This is a genomic window from Kribbella sp. NPDC003505 (genome assembly GCF_040610875.1).
Lineage (GTDB): Bacteria > Actinomycetota > Actinomycetes > Propionibacteriales > Kribbellaceae > Kribbella.
In genome coordinates this window covers 860,777-876,760 of record NZ_JBEXNA010000001.1, presented here as the reverse complement: position 1 = coordinate 876,760, position 15,984 = coordinate 860,777, and the positions used below count along the sequence as shown (strand labels likewise).

17 protein-coding genes and 1 tRNA gene are annotated in these 15,984 nt (G+C 69.6%); 6 read left to right on the top strand and 12 right to left on the bottom strand.

Features of this window, described 5'->3' with window-relative positions:
• Positions 1 to 35: 35 nt before the first annotated feature.
• On the top strand, positions 36 to 1,760 hold the full coding sequence (locus ABZX12_RS04160; protein WP_355689628.1) for an aminotransferase class V-fold PLP-dependent enzyme: 1,725 nt from the start codon (positions 36 to 38) through the stop codon (positions 1,758 to 1,760).
• Here ABZX12_RS04160 and ABZX12_RS04155 read toward each other — a convergent pair whose 3' ends face one another.
• Entirely contained in the window at positions 1,761 to 2,849 is a 1,089-nt protein-coding gene (locus ABZX12_RS04155; RefSeq protein ID WP_355689627.1) for an ankyrin repeat domain-containing protein, read from the bottom strand.
• A 113-nt stretch (positions 2,850 to 2,962) separates the two neighbouring features.
• Complete coding sequence (locus ABZX12_RS04150; RefSeq protein ID WP_355689625.1) at positions 2,963 to 3,928, bottom strand: gluconolaconase; 966 nt, start codon at positions 3,926 to 3,928, stop codon at positions 2,963 to 2,965.
• A gap of 143 nt (positions 3,929 to 4,071) precedes the next feature.
• Here ABZX12_RS04150 and ABZX12_RS04145 point away from each other — a divergent pair, with 143 nt between their 5' ends.
• The 3 genes from ABZX12_RS04145 to ABZX12_RS04135 are packed head-to-tail and all read left to right on the top strand — an operon-like array spanning position 4,072 to position 6,891.
• Positions 4,072 to 5,244 (top strand): sensor histidine kinase, encoded by a 1,173-nt coding sequence (locus ABZX12_RS04145; RefSeq protein ID WP_355689623.1) that lies wholly within the window; start codon positions 4,072 to 4,074, stop codon positions 5,242 to 5,244.
• Entirely contained in the window at positions 5,241 to 5,885 is a 645-nt protein-coding gene (locus ABZX12_RS04140; protein WP_355689622.1) for a response regulator transcription factor, read from the top strand. The genes ABZX12_RS04145 and ABZX12_RS04140 overlap by 4 nt, the downstream gene beginning before the upstream one ends.
• A 13-nt stretch (positions 5,886 to 5,898) precedes the next feature.
• Positions 5,899 to 6,891, top strand: coding sequence for a cation diffusion facilitator family transporter (locus ABZX12_RS04135; RefSeq protein WP_355689620.1), 993 nt, complete (start codon positions 5,899 to 5,901; stop codon positions 6,889 to 6,891).
• On the opposite strand, the gene ABZX12_RS04130 is transcribed toward ABZX12_RS04135, so the two are convergent.
• The 6 genes from ABZX12_RS04130 to ABZX12_RS04105 all read right to left on the bottom strand — a co-directional run bounded on the left by ABZX12_RS04130 (position 6,888) and on the right by ABZX12_RS04105 (position 11,168).
• Positions 6,888 to 7,238 (bottom strand): hotdog domain-containing protein, encoded by a 351-nt coding sequence (locus ABZX12_RS04130; RefSeq protein ID WP_355689618.1) that lies wholly within the window; start codon positions 7,236 to 7,238, stop codon positions 6,888 to 6,890. The genes ABZX12_RS04135 and ABZX12_RS04130 overlap by 4 nt on opposite strands.
• 241 nt (positions 7,239 to 7,479) lie before the next feature.
• Entirely contained in the window at positions 7,480 to 8,256 is a 777-nt protein-coding gene (locus ABZX12_RS04125; protein ID WP_355689616.1) for a hypothetical protein, read from the bottom strand.
• A 15-nt stretch (positions 8,257 to 8,271) separates the two neighbouring features.
• A complete protein-coding gene (locus ABZX12_RS04120; RefSeq protein ID WP_355689614.1) occupies positions 8,272 to 8,760 on the bottom strand; it encodes a SigE family RNA polymerase sigma factor in 489 nt (162 codons plus the stop codon).
• A 663-nt stretch (positions 8,761 to 9,423) separates the two neighbouring features.
• A tRNA-His gene (locus tag ABZX12_RS04115) sits at positions 9,424 to 9,496 on the bottom strand.
• A 79-nt stretch (positions 9,497 to 9,575) separates the two neighbouring features.
• Entirely contained in the window at positions 9,576 to 10,199 is a 624-nt protein-coding gene (gene orn / locus ABZX12_RS04110) for an oligoribonuclease (protein ID WP_355689612.1), read from the bottom strand.
• 51 nt (positions 10,200 to 10,250) lie between these two features.
• Positions 10,251 to 11,168, bottom strand: a complete 918-nt coding sequence (locus ABZX12_RS04105) for a class I SAM-dependent methyltransferase (protein WP_355689610.1) — start codon at positions 11,166 to 11,168, stop codon at positions 10,251 to 10,253.
• Between the two features lie 77 nt (positions 11,169 to 11,245).
• On the opposite strand from ABZX12_RS04105, the gene ABZX12_RS04100 reads away from it, so the two are divergent.
• Positions 11,246 to 11,725: a GNAT family N-acetyltransferase gene (locus ABZX12_RS04100; protein WP_355689608.1), complete on the top strand. Its 480-nt coding sequence runs from the start codon at positions 11,246 to 11,248 to the stop codon at positions 11,723 to 11,725.
• A gap of 24 nt (positions 11,726 to 11,749) precedes the next feature.
• Here the strand turns inward: ABZX12_RS04100 and ABZX12_RS04095 are convergent, their stop codons facing one another.
• The 3 genes from ABZX12_RS04095 to ABZX12_RS04085 all read right to left on the bottom strand — a co-directional run bounded on the left by ABZX12_RS04095 (position 11,750) and on the right by ABZX12_RS04085 (position 13,409).
• A complete protein-coding gene (locus tag ABZX12_RS04095) occupies positions 11,750 to 11,953 on the bottom strand; it encodes a cold-shock protein (RefSeq protein WP_184835013.1) in 204 nt (67 codons plus the stop codon).
• 94 nt (positions 11,954 to 12,047) lie between these two features.
• Entirely contained in the window at positions 12,048 to 12,842 is a 795-nt protein-coding gene (locus ABZX12_RS04090; RefSeq protein WP_355689606.1) for a hypothetical protein, read from the bottom strand.
• A 12-nt stretch (positions 12,843 to 12,854) separates the two neighbouring features.
• On the bottom strand, positions 12,855 to 13,409 hold the full coding sequence (locus ABZX12_RS04085; RefSeq protein ID WP_355689604.1) for a dihydrofolate reductase family protein: 555 nt from the start codon (positions 13,407 to 13,409) through the stop codon (positions 12,855 to 12,857).
• A gap of 192 nt (positions 13,410 to 13,601) precedes the next feature.
• Here ABZX12_RS04085 and ABZX12_RS04080 point away from each other — a divergent pair, with 192 nt between their 5' ends.
• The gene (locus tag ABZX12_RS04080; RefSeq protein WP_355689602.1) at positions 13,602 to 14,573 is read left to right on the top strand and encodes a 2-dehydropantoate 2-reductase; all 972 of its coding nucleotides are present in this window, start codon (positions 13,602 to 13,604) and stop codon (positions 14,571 to 14,573) included.
• 53 nt (positions 14,574 to 14,626) lie between these two features.
• Here ABZX12_RS04080 and ABZX12_RS04075 read toward each other — a convergent pair whose 3' ends face one another.
• On the bottom strand, positions 14,627 to 15,979 hold the full coding sequence (locus ABZX12_RS04075; RefSeq protein WP_355689601.1) for a sugar ABC transporter substrate-binding protein: 1,353 nt from the start codon (positions 15,977 to 15,979) through the stop codon (positions 14,627 to 14,629).
• Positions 15,980 to 15,984: the final 5 nt, after the last annotated feature.

Below are 15,984 nucleotides of genomic sequence, written 5' to 3'. Positions count from 1 at the left end.
GAGACGCAGGTCACGTCCGCGCCATACTCTGAGACATGGGTATCCAGGGGGAGCAGGCGGAGATGCCGCCGGAGTCGCCGTTGCTGCGACAGATCCGGGCGTCGGTGATCGGTGACGACCAGGTGATGCCGGGGCCGTACGGCCCGCGGCGCGTCACGTACGCCGACTACACCGCCTCCGGGCGGGCGCTGACGTTCCTGGAGGATTTCATCCGCGAGGAGGTCCTCCCGCGGTACGCGAACACGCACACCGAGTCGAGCGGGACCGGGCTGCAGACGACCCGGCTGCGCGAGGACGCCCGGCGCATCATTCACACCAGCGTCGGCGGTGACGACGAGACCGCGCTGATCTTCTGCGGCTCGGGCGCGACCGGGGCGATCGACAAGCTGATCGGGATCATGGGCCTGCGAATCCCCGCCGAGCTCGACGACCGGTACCACCTGACCGACCGGATCCCGCGCGAGGAGCGCCCGGTCGTCTTCATCGGCCCCTACGAGCACCACTCGAACGAGCTGCCCTGGCGCGAATCGATCGCCGACGTCGTGGTGATCTCGCAGGACGCGGACGGCCACATCGACATCGACCAGCTCGAGTCGAGACTGCGGGAGTACGCCGACCGGCCGCTGAAGATCGGATCGTTCTCCGCGGCGAGCAACGTGACCGGCATCGTCAGCAACACGCAGCGGCTGTCGGCGCTGCTGCATCGCTACGGTGCGCTCTCGTTCTGGGACTGTGCCGCGGCGGCGCCGTACGTCGAGATCGACATGTACGGCGGGCGCGACCAGGACCCGTTGTCGTACAAGGACGCGATCTTCCTCAGCCCGCACAAGCTGATCGGCGGCCCGGGCACGCCCGGCGTTCTGGTCGCGCGCCGCGAGCTGCTCCACAACCGGGTGCCCGACGTGCCGGGCGGCGGCACGGTCGCCTACGTGAACCCTCTCGAGCATCGCTATCTGGACGACCCGGTGCACCGCGAGGAGGGCGGTACGCCGGCGATCATCGGCTCGATCCGCGCCGGGCTGGCCTTCCAGCTGAAACAGGCGGTCGGGATCGACATGATCCGCGCCCACGAGGATGCCTACCTGCGCCGCGCGGTCGCCGCCTGGACGGCCGAGCCGAACCTGCAGATCCTCGGCAACCTGGACGCCGAGCGGCTGTCGATCGTGTCGTTCGTGGTCAAGGCGCCCTCGGGGCGGTACCTGCACCACAACTTCGTGGTCGCGCTGCTGAACGACCTGTTCGGCATCCAGTCGCGGGGCGGCTGTTCCTGCGCCGGGCCGTACGGGCATGCGCTGCTCGGGATCGATCTGGACCGGTCGCACGAGTTCGAGCACGAAATCATGCACGGCTGTGAGGGGATCAAACCCGGCTGGGTGCGGGTCAACTTCAACTACTTCATCTCCGAGGCGGTGTTCGCCTACGTCGTCGAGGCCGTGAAGCTCGTCGCCCGGGACGGCTGGCGGCTGCTCGGCGACTACCGCTTCGACCCGGCCAACGGCCTGTGGCGGCACCACCGCGGCCCGGTCGAGCCGCCGATGCGGCTGTCCCAGGTCGGATACGACGCCGACGGCAAGCTGCGGTATCCGCGCCACGACCACACGGCACCGGAGTCCGCCCTTGACGACTACCTCGCCGAGGCCCGCGACCTGCTGTCCACCTGTCAGCAGGACAGCACCGACTCCGAGGGCAGTGTCAATACCGATTTCGATCACCTCCGCTGGTTCGATCTCCCGTCCCGCTGTCTGACCCGAGACCGCTAGCTAGCGGGCTCCGGCGGCGCGGAGAGTCTTGGCGATCTCGTCGTACCCGCGGGACTCGGCGTGCCGGAGTGGGCTGACGCCGTCGGCATCGGCCAGGTTGGGATCCGCGCCGGCGTCGACGAGGATCTCCACGATCTCCTGCCAGTGCTTCGTGCCCTTGCCGAGGATGATCGCCTCCAGCAGGGCGGTCCAGCCGAGGTTGTTCACGTGGTTGACGTTGATCTTGGTCTGGACGACCCGCCGGACGTAGTCGACGTGACCGCGTTCGCCGGCCGGGATGACCGAGATGCCGCCGAACCGATTCCGCAGGGTCAGATCCGGGTTCGCGGGCAGCAGGGTCTCCAGCATCGCGACACTTCCGGTGACGCCGGTGACGAGCCAGGCGGAGTCCTGCCGGTCGTCCTGGGCGTCGGGGTCGGCGCCGAGCGCAACGAGCAGCCTGGCCACGTCGACCCGGTCGTTGAGCGAGGCGAGCAACAGGGCCGTGCGGCGGTGGTCGTCGCGGGACTCGATCGGAGCACCTGCAGCCAGCGCCGCCGCGACCTTGTTCGCGTCACCGGCCGCCGCAGCGTCCAGCAGCGCGTCAGCCTTCGTCTGGGTGTCGAGGACGGCGCTGACGGCTGTCTGGCCGCGGTCCTCGGCGGCCTGGATCGGTGTGACGCCGTCGTTGACGGCAGGCTTGGCGCGATCGGCGCCACCCGCGATCAGCAGCCGGACGGTGTCGACATACTGCGGGGTGCCCTTGCCGAGCAGCACCGCCTCGTGCAAGGCGGTCCAGCCGAGGTTGTTGACGTGATTGACCGCTACGCCGGCCGTGATCAGCCGGCCGACCACGGCGGCGTGCCCACGCTCGGCGGCCCGGATGAGCGCCGTGCCGTGATAGCTGTCGAGGCTGCGGACGTCGGCACCGTGGGCCAGCGTCAGGTCGAGCAGCTCCAGGTAGCCCTCGCTCGCGGCGATCAGGAACGCGCTCTGGACGGTGTCGTCGACCGCGTTGACGTTCGCACCCGCGGCGATCAGGCGCTTGGCCTCGGCCACGTCGTTCTTCCAGGCGGCGGCGATCAGCTGACTGTCGAGGGTTGACGGCACGGTTGCGCTCCTGGAAGGCGAGGGGGAGGTCGTAGGCGCACTGCTGGGCTCAGTGGAACACGCTGTGGTCGCCGCCATCAGCAGGACGGCGGTCACAGCGATCGGGCGGCGGTTCATCGACGCGGATCGAGCGTGATGACCTGGTACGGCGGGACCGCGGTCGCCTCGTCGAACTTGCTGTCGACGACCAGCAGCCGGCCCTGGGCGAGCTTCGCGGTGGTCAGCACCCGGTCCGGGTCGGTCGGCGTCGCGGACACCAGCCGCGCGGCGCGTCCATCGGCCGACAGCCGCAGGGTGCTGAGCACCTTCGAGAAGTTGCGCACGACCCAGAGGCTGTTGCCCTCCTGGACGAGACCGTCGGCGTTCACCAGCTCGGCGCCCGCGGTGTCGACCGCGGTGGCCTGCGCGGTCCGCAGGTCGAACCGCCACAGCTTGCCGACGTTGCCCTGGGCCACGACCAGCGCCTTGCGGTCCGGCGACAGCACGATCCCGCCGAGGTTGAAACCGGTCGCCGTGTCGATCGTCCCGGTCGCGTCGGCCCAGGTCGTGACGGTCCACCGGCCGTGCTGCTCGGCGACCCGGAAGATCTGTGGAGCGTTCGAGTTCGTGAAGTACGCCGCGCCGTCCGGACCGATCACCAGATCGTTCAGGAACGCGTTCGGTACGCCGGTCCGCAGCGCGGCCAGCAGCTGCCCGTCGCGGTCATACACCCACAGGTCGGGTGCGCCTGGGTGGTCGATCCCGTTCGGCCCGCCGGCGACATACACGCGGCCCTGGGAGTCGACGTTGACGCCGCGGGCCGTCCAGCGGCCGTCGGTGCCGTCGCCCTGGAGCCACTCGGTCGCCGCACCGGAGCGCAACTGCCCGCGGTGGATCTCTCCGCCGGTGGTCTCGGACACGTAGTAGTTCTTCGTGCGCGCGTCGAACCCGATGCCCTCGAACTTGGAGCTGCCGGGGTCACCGGGGAGCTCGTAGGTGCTCGGCCGGGTGTTTGCCGGCGAGGCGAGGGCAGCCGATGCTCCGGCGCCGAGCAGGGTGGCGGACAGCGCGAGGGTGGCGGACAACGAACGGACAGACATCTGAACCTCTCAGGACGGTCGGTGGATCGAGCTGCCTCCAGCCTCCGTCGGCGGGACCGGGCCGCACGACGGGTGTTCGGCCACCGATGGATAGCCGAACGGATGATTCGGATCCGGGCTGAGCGGCCTACGATCGGCAGAACATGTCCACTGCGCACACGCCGTCGATCCTGAGTCACGCGACGCGACTGGTGACCGCACTGCACGCGGCACTGGTCGTCCTCGTGCTGGCCTCCGCGATCCGGTACCTGACTGGGCACGGCCTGGGCGACCGCGCGCCCTGGGTGCTGCTCGGTGCAGCGGTGTTGCTGGCGACGTACGGCGCCTACCGATTGCTTCCCAGCCGGGTCTGGCTGGCGCTGCTGGTCGTGGAGTGGTGCGCCCTGGTCCTGCTGGCGCCGTCGTTCGCCTGGTGCGCCGTGCCGCTCTCTTTTGTTGCCCTGCGCATCCTGCCGTTCCGCCCGGCCTGTCTGGTCGTGGCCGGCATGGTGGTGGTCACCGTGGTTCAGTGGACCCGCATGACCGACCGGCTGGACCCGACAATCGTGCTGGGGCCGGTCTGTGTCGCAGTGCTTGCCGTGGGCGCGTACCGGGCGCTGGAGCGGGACGCGCTGGCCAGACAGGCGCTGCTGGACGAACTGCATGCTGCGCAAGGCGACCTCGCCGACGCACAGCTCCAGGCCGGAGCCATGGCAGAGCGAGCGAGGCTGTCGCGGGAGATCCACGACAGCGTGGCGCAGGGTCTGTCGAGCATCAACCTCTTGCTGCAAGCCGCCGAGCGCGAGTGGGACGCCCGGCCCGCTGCCGCGCGCGAACACGCGGCCCAGGCGGCCGCCACCGCCCGCGACGGACTGGACGAGGCCAGGAGAGTGGTCCGCGACCTTGCCCCGGCCGAGCTGGCCGCGGGCCTGCCGGAAGCACTGCGCAAGACCTGTGAGCGGCTGGCGGCGCACAGCGCCCTCGACGTCCGGGTGCAGGTGCACGGTGAGCCGGTGACTCTCGACTCGGAGGTGGAGACCGCACTGTTACGCACCGCTCGCGGCGCACTGGCCAATGTGCTCGAACACGCGCACGCGGAAACGGCCTTCGTGACTCTCACGTACCACCCCGACGCGGTGGTCCTCGACGTTGTGGATAACGGCCGGGGTCTTCCGCGATCTCATGTCACCATCGATTCCGACCGCGGCCACGGCCTGGCCGGAATCCGGGAACGACTGAGACAACTGGGAGGAACGCTGGTGCTGGAGAGTGAACCGGGAGACGGTACGGCGCTCGCGGCGTCGATCCCGCTGCGGGCGACGGCGGAGCATCCATGACGAGCGACGCCCCGGCCCCGGCGATCCGCGTTGCTCTGGTCGACGACCATCCCGTCGTGCGCGCCGGCGTCCGCGCGCTCGTCGAGGCCCAGGACGATCTGATCGTCGTCGGCGAGGCGTCCGACGCGCACAGCGCGGAGCAGCTCGTCGCGGGCCTGCACCCGGACGTCGTGCTGATGGACCTCAATCTCGGCCCCGGCCCCGGTGGAGCCGAGGTGACGGCGCGGCTGCGGGCACTGCCCGAGCCGCCGTACGTGCTGATCCTGACCACCTATGACACCGAAGCCGACATCATGAGCGCGATCGACGCCGGCGCCTCCGGATACCTGCTGAAGGACGCGCCGCCGGAGGATCTGTTCCGCGCGATCCGCGGCACCGCGCGTGGCGAGACCGTGCTCGCACCGGCCGTGGCCGCACGGCTTGTCCGGCGCTCCGGCCCGATGCTGACCGAGCGCGAGGTGGAGATCCTCGGTCTGCTCGCCACCGGCAAGTCGAACCGGGACCTCGCGAAGAAGCTGTATGTCAGCGAGGCCACGATCAAGTCCCACTTGGCGCACATCTACTCGAAGCTGGACGTCGACACCCGCGCGGCCGCCGTGGCACGCGCGATCGAGCAACGCATCATCCGGCCGGTCAGCTGAGTATGGTCGGACTGTGAGCAGCTCGGACGACGAGGCGACCGGTGGCGAAAGCCTGTTGACCGTCCTGGTCGCACTCAGCGCCAACCTGCTGATCGCGCTTGCCAAGACGGTGGTCGCGGTCATCACCGGATCCGCCTCGATGACGGCGGAGGCCGCGCACTCGTGGGCCGACACCGGCAACGAGGTGTTCCTGCTGATCGGGGAGCGCCGGGCACGGAAGCCCGCCGACCGGTTGCACCCGCTCGGGTACGGGCGGGTCGGCTACATCTGGTCGATGTTCGCGGCGTTCGGCCTGTTCACGGTCGGTGCAGCGGTCTCGGTGTGGCACGGCATCCAGTCCCTGCAGCACGGCGACGCGGAAGCCACGTCGTACGGCTGGGCGTATGCCGTGCTCGGGATCTCGTTCGTGCTCGAGGGGATCTCGTTCGCGCAGGCGCTGCGGCAGACCAAGGCGGGCGCGCTGGAGCGGATGCTGCGCCCCTGGCGGTATGTCCGGCTGACGTCGAACCCGGTGCTCCGGGCGGTGTTCGTCGAGGACCTGTCGGCGCTGATCGGCATCCTGATCGCGGGAGTCGCGATCCTGCTGCACCAGCTCACCGGCAACGCGGTCTGGGACGCGATCGGCTCGATCGTGGTCGGCATCCTGCTCGGTGCGGTCGCACTGTTCCTGATCAGCCGGAACATGGACTTCCTGACCGGTGAGGCGGTCACCCCGCTGGCCCGCAACCGGGTGCTCCGCGCGCTGCTCGCGCACGAGGACATCGAGCGGATCAGCTTCCTGCACATGGAGTGGGTCGGCGCGGACCGGATCTTCCTGGTCGCCGCGGTCGACGTTGCCGGCAACGACGTCGAGTCCGAGGTCGCCGCCCGCCTGTACGCGATCGAGGACGCGCTGAACGCCCGCCCGGAGATCCAGCAGGCGATCCTCACGTTGTCCCGGCCCGGCGACCCGACGAGCCTGGAGCCCGGCGAGCTGCCGCGCTGGTACGTCGAGCCGCAGGTTTAGGGCACGTTCGCGAGGAAGCGTTCGCGGTCGACGACGACCCGTTCGAGCTCACCGTCCGCGACGAGCTGGCCGGCGGAGTTGGTGGCGCGCACCTGGAAGCGCAGGTGCCGGCCGTCCACCTCGGGGCCGTCCGCGGTGATGTCCACGGTGTCGCCGACGCGGGTCGGGAGACGGTGGTGGATGCGGACCGACGTACCGACCGAGGTCTGGCCGGGCTCGAGCGCGGTCAGGGCGAGCTGTGCGGTCGTGTATTCGAGCCAGGTGATCAGGCGGGGTGTGGCGAGGACCTCGACATCGCCGCTGCCGACGGCGAGTGCTGTGTCGGCGGCGGTGACCTCGTGGCGCACGGTGGCTCCTCTCAGAGGCGCGTAGGCTCCCGACCGTGGAGCCGGTACACGTTGCGGTTTCGGCACTGGCTGCATTGTTGCCGATCATGAACCCGATCGGTGCGGCCGGCCGCTCTCACCGGCATCATCGGCTTCGTCACCCTCGCCGTCGGCGTCGAGTTGGTCACCCAGGCGTACTCGCCGAGAACTGAGCCCATCGCGATTGCTCCTTGGGAGCAGTCGCGATGGGCTCGGGGTGTGCCTACTTCGTGGGCTTCGCGCCCTTGGTGCCCTTCCACGCCTTGGTGGGGGAGACCGGGGGGAGCTTCCAGGCCTTGCTCTTCGCGAGGGTGGTCAGGGCCTCGGTGGAGAGCAGCGGCTTGGGGCGCGTGTGTTGCTTGCCCTTTTCCGCGGGGCCGTTGTAGCTCGTGAGGCTGATGACGCGGCCGTCGTGGCGGTACAGCATCACGTAGTTGCTGATGACGCCGTACTGCGACTGGCGGCTGTCGCTGTACACGGGGGACTCCTTGGACACGTACACGACCGAGCCGTCGGGGAGGGTGCTGCAGCCCTGGCGGACCGGGACGCACGGGTTCGCCTCGCCGCCGCCGGACAAGAGTACGTCGACCCGGGAGGCGCCGTGCCCGTCGTCGACGACGTACGCTGCGCCGGCGTAGTCGCCGCCGCCCCAGGTCTCGGGGCTCGAGAGTGTCCGTCCGGGCGCCGTGACGAGCGTCTTCAGCGTCGCGAGCGTCTCTTTCGGGTTGACTGCGGGCGGCTTGGCGGTCGGTGTCGGCTTGGCCGACGGCACCGGGGAGCCGGCGACGGCGGCGTTGGTCGGGGACCCGGCCAGGTGGATCCCGCCGGCGATCAGGCCCGCGGTTGCGAGTACGGCCCCGGCGCCGGACGCGGTGCGCAGCGCCGTACGCCGGCGCCGCAGGCGTAGTCCGTGCGCGACGGAGCGTTCAAGCAGGTCGGGTGTGACCGGCTCGAGGTTCTCGGTGGCGCGGTGCATCAGGTCGGTGAGTTGGGTGTTCATGGTTCTCCTCGCCTTTCAGAGCGCGATCAGCTGGTCGGCGCCTTCGCCGAGGACGGCGCGGAGGCGGTCCAGGGCGCGGGCGGTGCGGGTGGTGATCGCACTGGTCTTCTTGCCGAGATCGAGCGCCACTTGTTCGACGCTGCGATCTTCGAAGAACCGCAGCACCAACACGGCCCGATCCAGCGGCGCGAGCTCGGCCAGGGCGCTCTGCAGGGCCATCCGCAGCTCCGGATCCCCGGCCCGCTCCGCAACCTCGGGCACGTCGGCGGTCGGCCGCTCCGACCAGCTCTTACGCCGCCGCTGCGAGATGTACGTCCGCACCAGCGCGGTCCGCGCGTAAGCCCCCGGGCTGTCGATCCGCTGCCAGACTTTCAGCAGGTTCGCCAGCGTTTCCTGCACGAGATCTTCGGCGTGATGCCGATCGCCCGCCAGCAGCCAAGCAGTCCGATAAAGCCGCGGTATCTGTACCCGCGCAAACTCCTCGAAGTCCCCGGTCGTACCCATCCACACCTCCTGTAGATGCCTCTGCCCCACAAGACGCACCCACGGCGGGCCTGGGTCACACCCAGCTCAGAAAACCTTCGAGAGAACCCAAACGGCGAACGCCAAGAACCCCACCACAAACGTCACCACAACCACGACGCCGTACCCGAACCAGGCACTCCCACTCAACTTCACCAGCGCATCCTCCCACGCCACGAGCCAACCCACCCCCAACCAACTCACGCCCCACCCGAACCCAGTGCCGACCGCGCCCCACCCCAAGACCCGCCGGCGACCGCGCTCCCAACCCAGGACCCGAGCCAACCGCGAACCCCAGCCCCCGACGGCGACCGCAAAACCCAACCCCAGCCCCGGCGGCGACCGCGAAACCCAACCCCAGCCCCGGCAGCGACCGCGAAACCCAACCCCAGCCCCGGCAGCGACCGCGAAACCCAACCCCAGCCCCGGCAGCGACCGCGAAACCCAACCCCAGCCCCGGCGGCGACCGCGAAACCCAACCCCAGCCCCGGCGGCAACCGCAAAACCCAACCCCAGGAGCCGAGCGAAGCGAAGGCGCAAGGGGGTGCGGGTGGCGGAGCCCCCGCCCGCGGCAAGCGAAGCGCAGCCGCACAAAATGACGAAGCCGACCAAGCCTGCGCTCTCCGCAGGCATGGCCGGCCATCGGGTGAGTGACGGGACTCGAACCCGCGACCACCTGGACCACAACCAGGTGCTCTACCAGCTGAGCTACACCCACCATTGCCGTCCGAACCGCGACGGCTGAGCAATCATAGCGATGAACTGTCAGGACCAGAAATCGAGGGTGGATCCGCAGGTCAGGCGCCTGTTGGACTGTCCTCGGGGGTGCCGTCGACGATGAGGCTGGCGGCGGCCCGGGCGGTGGTGGAGTCGGGGCCGGGCTGTGGCACGAAGACGGTTTCCCGGTAGTACCGCAGTTCGTCGATGCTTTCGGTGATGTCGGCGAGCGCCCGGTGGTTGCCGGTTTTCGCGGGCGTCGCGTAGTAGACCCGCGGGTACCAGCGCCGGACGAGTTCTTTGATCGAGCTGACGTCGACGTTGCGGTAGTGCAGGTGGGATTCGACGCGCGGCATGTCGCGGACGAGGAAGGTCCGGTCGGTGCCGACGGAGTTGCCGGCGAGGGCGGCTTTGCGGGGTTCCTTGACGTACGACGTGATGTAGTCGAGGACCTGCTGTTCGGCGTCGGCGAGCGGGATGCCGTGGGCCAGTTCTTCGAGCAGCCCGGACCCGGTGTGCATGTCGCGGACGAAGTCGCCCATCTGGTCGAGGGCGGCGGGTGGGGGCGCGATCACCACGTCGATCCCGTCACCGAGCACGTTCAGTTCGTAGTCGGTGACGAGCACCGCGACCTCGATCAGGGCGTCGTTCGCCAGGTCGAGGCCGGTCATCTCGCAGTCGATCCACACCAGCCGGTCGTTCATGGGCACCCACCTTACGGTGGAGCGCCGACAGCGCGGTGACGGCGTGCCTTGTCAGCGCGGCGCGTGCCCCAGGTGGACGCTGCGGACGGACAGTACGGCGAGGTCGGAGCGCCGCCCGAGGTACTGCGGCCCGTCGGGGTCGAGCAGCTGCCGCCACACCGCGACATCGTCGGGCGTCAGCCACTCCTCGTCACTCACAACATGCCCATGCCCATGCCCATGACCGTGCCCCTGACCGTGCCCCTGACCGTGCCCGTTGCCGCCGCCGGTCAGCCGCTCGATCCGCGTCCGGAACGCCTGTACGACGCCTTCCAGCCGCTCCGGCGGCAGCGGTGCCGGCGTCTCGGTCAGCACGCTCCGAGTGGTGGCTCCGGTCAGCCCGGCGCGGGTCAGCGCCTCGGTCCACCCGTACGGCATCGGAACCGATCCCGGCAGCGAGTCGCGCATCACCTTGAACCACCGGTCCTGCGCCAGGTCGAGCCGCAGTTCCAGTCCGGGTTCGCCGACCCCGAGGTCCCACGGCAGGTACCGCGCCGGCAGACCGCCTTCGGCAAGCGCCAACCGACCGCCGGGCGCGAGCAGCGAGGCCAGCGCGTCGACAGCGGCCTGCTGGTCGGCGGCGTGATGCACCGAGGCCGATGCCCAGATCAGGTCGGCGGGCGCGGCGATTGCCCGGCGCAACGGTTCCGCGCCCTCGTCCATGGAGGCGAGCTCGCACCGCACCAGGCCGGCGGTGTGTTCGCGTGCTTGCTCGAGGACGTCGGGATCCGCGTCGATCGCCACGACTGACGCACCGGGGAGTGCCTCGGCGAGTGCCTTGGCCATCCCGCCGCCTCCGCAGCCGACGTCCGCCAGGACCTTGTCGCCGTCGCGCACGAGGCTGCGGGCCACTGCCGCATTCCAGTCCGTTTCGCCCTCGGCCGACGCGCGCAGCCGTCCGGCCTCTCCCGCCCAATCGATCTCGATCATGCCGACAGTCTCGCGCCGTCCAGGGACGTTGTCCGTCTCAGGTTGCTGTTTCGGCAAAGGGCGTTACCGTTGCGCGGGTGATCGCCACGGACCGCCTGACCCTGCTGCCGCTGCGGGTCGAGTACGCCGAACCGATGGCGGAGGTGCTGTCCGACCCCGCGCTCTACACCTTCACCGGCGGGGAGCCCCCGTCCGTGGCGGAGCTCGAGGCACGCTACCGCCGCCAACTGGCCGGTCCGGGACGCCCGGACGAGCAGTGGCTCAACTGGGTGATCGAGTACGACGACGCGCTGGTCGGCTACGTCCAGGCGACGGTGACCGACGGTACGGCGGAGATCGCCTGGGTGATCGGCACTGCCTGGCAGGGCCGGGGTCTCGCGAAGGAGGCCGCCCAGGGACTGGTCACCTGGTTACGGGCTCAGGGAATCGGCCGGATCGTCGCGCACGTCCATCCGGACCACGGTGCGTCGGCCGCGATCGCGGCCGCGGCAGGTCTCGCGCGCACCGACGTGCTGGAGGACGGCGAGTACCTGTGGTGCACGGCAGACCCGGCCTGAACCGGGTCTGCCGCCAAGCTCAGATCAGAGCGGGCGAACGTTCTCCGCCTGCAGGCCCTTCGGGCCCTGGGCGATCTCGAACTCGACCCGCTGGTTCTCGTCCAGGGAGCGGAAGCCCTGGGTCTGGATCGCCGAGTAGTGCACGAACACGTCGGCGCCGCCGTCCTCCTGGGAGATGAAGCCGAAGCCCTTCTCGCCGTTGAACCACTTCACTGTTCCCAAAGCCATTTTCTTCTCCTGATACGACAAAACGCCCGGCGGATCACAAATCCGCGGGCGCTTCGACACGAACGTGGAACTGCAACTGCAACGATCAGAAACCCTAGCACGCTGGATGAGCCGTCAGCCACCCCTGTTCTCGCCGTACGTCGTACTCGTCGGGCGTACCCTCCCAGGGGGCAGCACAACCGGGTGTCCCGCACTCGCAGGCGAACGGGTACGGCGGCAGCTCGGCCAGCCCGATGTCCGCCTGCCACAGCCGCCCCTGCCGGCACGCTGCGAGGTTCTCGTACCGTCGCTGCCGGCTCAGCTCGGCGCCTGGCGCAAGACGCGGTAGGGCACCCAGCGCGTCCTCGACCGCTTCGGTGATACTTGCCCAGTCCGGTTTCGCGGAGACCTCGATGAGTACCCGCCCGCGTTCGAGCGCCTCTCGCCGTACCAGGTCAGCCAGTACGGCGTCCCGCGCCAGCAGGCTCTCGAGACGGGCGCGCCCGGCAGGATCGTCTGCCCGGGCCAGCCGCTCCTCCCGCGCTCTGCGGGTCTGCTCGGCGTCCGGCAGCAGCCACACCGCTGCCGGAACCGAGTCAGCCATCGACGGGAAGAGCTGCGGTCCCTCCACCACCGCGGGTACGTCGCCCAGGTCGCGCTCGCGGACGTCCGTGACAACGAGGCCCAGCCGCAGCCGCGCGACGTCCACGAAGGCCTCGGCGGCAGAGTCCGGTCCCTTGGCCAGATCCTCCGCCAGGGGCCGGAGTGGCGGCAGCCGGTCCAGGTGCGCATACGTCCACAGGTCCACCGGGTGCAGAGGCAGATCGGCGCGCCGCGCGAGACCCCGCGCGATCGTCGACTTCCCCGCGCCCGGAGCCCCACCGATCCACACCATCGCCGGCCAGGTCATCGGATCATCTTGCTAGGCCCGGACGTAGGTCGCCAGTGACGCCGCGCCGGTCTGCGCCACCGAGGTGAGCCGGAAGTGGAAGGGTGCGTCCGACGGGCCGAAGAGCTGCGAGCCGGTGCCGACGATCGACGGGAAGGTCATCAGCCGGTACTCGTCGACCAGGTCCGCGGCCTGCAGCTCCCGGATCACGCTGAGGCTGCCGGTGACGGCGATGGTGCGCGACTCCGACCGCACGTAGTCGGCCAGAGAGCCCACCATCAGCGTGGAGTTGGGGAAGGCGGACAGGTCGGTCAGCGAGTGCGTGGCGACCACCTTCGCCATCTTGTTCATGCGGGTGGAGAACTCGTCGGTGCGGTTCGGCCAGAGCCGGCTGAACAGCTCCCAGGTGGTCCGGCCGAGCAGCAGCACGCCGGTGTCCATCAGGTCGCCGAGGCGGAACTTGTCGCCGCCGACCGTCTCGGGACCGTGCCGGAACGCCCAGCCGCCGGCCGGGGTGCCGCCGGAGCCGTCGGGGTCGGTGACGATGCCGTCGAGGCTGACGAACGCGGTGACGATGACGTGGCCCATGGTTCCTGCTCCTTGCGTCGAGTGGGTTGACGCAGGTACTTACCGCCGGCGATGCGCCGATTCATCGGTCCCCGGTGAACTTTTTTCGGCGAGCGCTTGCCGGGGGATGTGATCTTGACCGCATTCAGCCTCCAGCCTACTGTATGCCGTATACCAAGCCCTATCCGGCCTCCTCGGAAGGCAGGGACCCCTATGAGAGTTGCGGTTCTCGGCGCCGGTGCGATCGGTGCGTACGTCGGTGCGGCGCTGCACCGTGGTGGGACAGAGGTTCACCTGGTCGCCCGCGGCGCGCACCTGGACGCGATCCGGTCGAACGGCGTAACGGTGCGCAGTCCCCGCGGTGACTTCACCGCCCGCACACCCGCCACCGACGATCCGGCCGCGATCGGCCCGGTCGACTACGTCTTTCTCGGGCTCAAGGCGAACTCGTACGCGAGCGCCGGCCCCTTGCTCGAGCCGCTGCTGCACGACCGCACGGTCGTCGTCGCCGCGCAGAACGGCATCCCCTGGTGGTACTTCCACGGGCTGAAGGGCCCGTACGAAGGCCGCCGGATCGAGTCGGTCGACCCCGGCGGCGCCGTCACCGAGGTGCTGGACCTCGACCGCGCGATCGGCTGCGTCGTGTACTGCTCCACCGAGCTCGACGGCCCGGGCGTCGTCCGGCACCTGGAAGGCACCCGCTTCTCGATCGGCGAACCCGGCGGCGGGCGGTCGGAACGCTGCACCCAGTTCAGTACGGCGATGATCGCCGGCGGACTGAAGTGTCCGGTCGAGGACGACATCCGCAAGGACATCTGGATCAAGCTGCTCGGGAACGCGGCGTTCAACCCGATCAGCGCGCTGGCCCGGGCGACGATGGTGGAGATCGCCACGCACCAGGGCACCCGGCAGATGGTCCGGATGATGATGGAGGAGTCGCTGGAGATCGCCGCCGCACTCGGCTGTCACCCGGAGATCTCCGTGGACAAGCGCCTCGACGGCGCCGAACGCGTGGGGGAGCACAAGACGTCGATGTTGCAGGACCTGGAGAAGGACAAGCCGCTCGAGCTCGACGTCATCCTCGCCGCGGTCGTCGAGCTGGCTGACCTCACGGGCGTCAAGGCTCCGACGCTACGAGCGGTCCACGCCGTTGCCGATCTGCTGGCGAGCAAGGTCGGCGTGTAACTGACCAGGTGGGTCCGACCACAGCGACGTCGGACCCACCTGTTCCATCAACTTCAGCCGTTGACCTGGAAGCCCTGCTGGTTGCCGTACTTGACCAGCGCTTCCTGCCACGCCGTGAGACCGGTGTTCAGGTCGGACTTCGACTGGTACGCCTTGCCGACGGTGTCGCCGTAGATGCTGTTCGCGTACAGCTCGTACGGCAGGTAGCTCCAGCCCTTCACGACCTGGCCGGCCGCGCTGGTGAGCACCTGGTTGATCTTCTGGCCGCCGAAGTACGCGCTCGCCTTGTCCACGAACGCCGGGTCCTTCAGGTCGGCCGTGGTCGCCGGGAAGCCGCCGCTGGCCAGGAACGGCTTCACGCCTTCGTCGTGGTTCAGCCAGCGCACGAACGCCGCCGCGAGGGCCGGGTTCTTGCTCTGCTTGATCACGGACTCGGTGCTGCCGCCGTTCTCCGCGGTGGCCGGCTGGCCGTCGTACGTCGGCATCGGGGCGACCGCCCACTTGCCGGCGCCCGCCTTGACCGAGGCCTCCATCACGCCCGGCATCCACGCGCCGGTCGGCAGGGTGGCGATGGTGCCGTCGCCGAGCGCCTTGAACCACTCGTCGGTCCAGCCGGGGATGTTCGACACCAAGCCGCCCTGGACGAGCTGGTTCCACATCCCGGTCCACTTCTTGGAGCCGTCGTCCTGCAGGTTGATCGTGACGTTCTTGCCGTCGGTCTTGAACGGCTGCCCGCCGGCCTGCCAGATCATGCTCGTGGTGAAGCCGGCGTCACCGGAGTCGTTGGTGATGTAGGACTTCGGGTTCGCGGCGTGCAGCTTCTTCGCGGCCGCGACGTACTCGTCCCAGGTCTTTGGCACGGCGATGCCGTACTTGTCGAAGACCTCCTTGTTGTAGAACAGCGCCATCGGCCCAGAGTCCTGGGGCAGGCCGAACAGGCCGCTGCCGGCGTGGACTGCGCCCCAGGTCGAGGCCGTGTACGCCGACTCGTACTGCGAGAACCCGTACTGGTTCAGGTCGACGAGCGAGCCGGGCAGCGCGAACTGGGGGAGGGCCTGGTACTCGATCTGGGCCACGTCCGGTGCGCCGGAGCCGGCCTTGATCGCGTTCTGCAGCTTCGTGTAGTGGTCGTTGCCGGTACCGGCGTTGACGTAGTTGACCTTCACGTTCGGGTACTGCTTCATGAACGCGGTGACCTGGGCCTGCGCCGACGGCGTCCAGCTCCAGTAGGTGATCTCGCCGCCCGCCTTGAGTGCGGCGTCGACGGCGTCGGCCGAGCCGGTCGTCGTACCTGCGCCGGCGGCGTCGGTCTTGGAGCCGCCGCCACAGGCGGCCAGCACCGCGAGGGCCGTGAGAGCGGCTCCGGCAACCACCAGCTGCCGGATGCCCCGCCGATGTGACTTCATCCTGT

What these genes read in the sequence shown, in the direction of transcription:
- ABZX12_RS04090 (WP_355689606.1), bottom strand. Translation starts at nt 12,842, where the DNA reads ATGACCTGGCCGGCGATGGTGTGGATCGGTGGGGCTCCGGGCGCGGGG.
- ABZX12_RS04085 (WP_355689604.1), bottom strand. Translation starts at nt 13,409, where the DNA reads ATGGGCCACGTCATCGTCACCGCGTTCGTCAGCCTCGACGGCATCGTC.
- ABZX12_RS04080 (WP_355689602.1), top strand. Translation starts at nt 13,602, where the DNA reads ATGAGAGTTGCGGTTCTCGGCGCCGGTGCGATCGGTGCGTACGTCGGT.
- orn (WP_355689612.1), bottom strand. Translation starts at nt 10,199, where the DNA reads ATGAACGACCGGCTGGTGTGGATCGACTGCGAGATGACCGGCCTCGAC.
- ABZX12_RS04145 (WP_355689623.1), top strand. Translation starts at nt 4,072, where the DNA reads ATGTCCACTGCGCACACGCCGTCGATCCTGAGTCACGCGACGCGACTG.
- ABZX12_RS04160 (WP_355689628.1), top strand. Translation starts at nt 36, where the DNA reads ATGGGTATCCAGGGGGAGCAGGCGGAGATGCCGCCGGAGTCGCCGTTG.
- ABZX12_RS04075 (WP_355689601.1), bottom strand. Translation starts at nt 15,979, where the DNA reads ATGAAGTCACATCGGCGGGGCATCCGGCAGCTGGTGGTTGCCGGAGCC.
- ABZX12_RS04095 (WP_184835013.1), bottom strand. Translation starts at nt 11,953, where the DNA reads ATGGCTTTGGGAACAGTGAAGTGGTTCAACGGCGAGAAGGGCTTCGGC.
- ABZX12_RS04150 (WP_355689625.1), bottom strand. Translation starts at nt 3,928, where the DNA reads ATGTCTGTCCGTTCGTTGTCCGCCACCCTCGCGCTGTCCGCCACCCTG.
- ABZX12_RS04120 (WP_355689614.1), bottom strand. Translation starts at nt 8,760, where the DNA reads ATGGGTACGACCGGGGACTTCGAGGAGTTTGCGCGGGTACAGATACCG.
- ABZX12_RS04105 (WP_355689610.1), bottom strand. Translation starts at nt 11,168, where the DNA reads ATGATCGAGATCGATTGGGCGGGAGAGGCCGGACGGCTGCGCGCGTCG.
- ABZX12_RS04140 (WP_355689622.1), top strand. Translation starts at nt 5,241, where the DNA reads ATGACGAGCGACGCCCCGGCCCCGGCGATCCGCGTTGCTCTGGTCGAC.
- ABZX12_RS04125 (WP_355689616.1), bottom strand. Translation starts at nt 8,256, where the DNA reads ATGAACACCCAACTCACCGACCTGATGCACCGCGCCACCGAGAACCTC.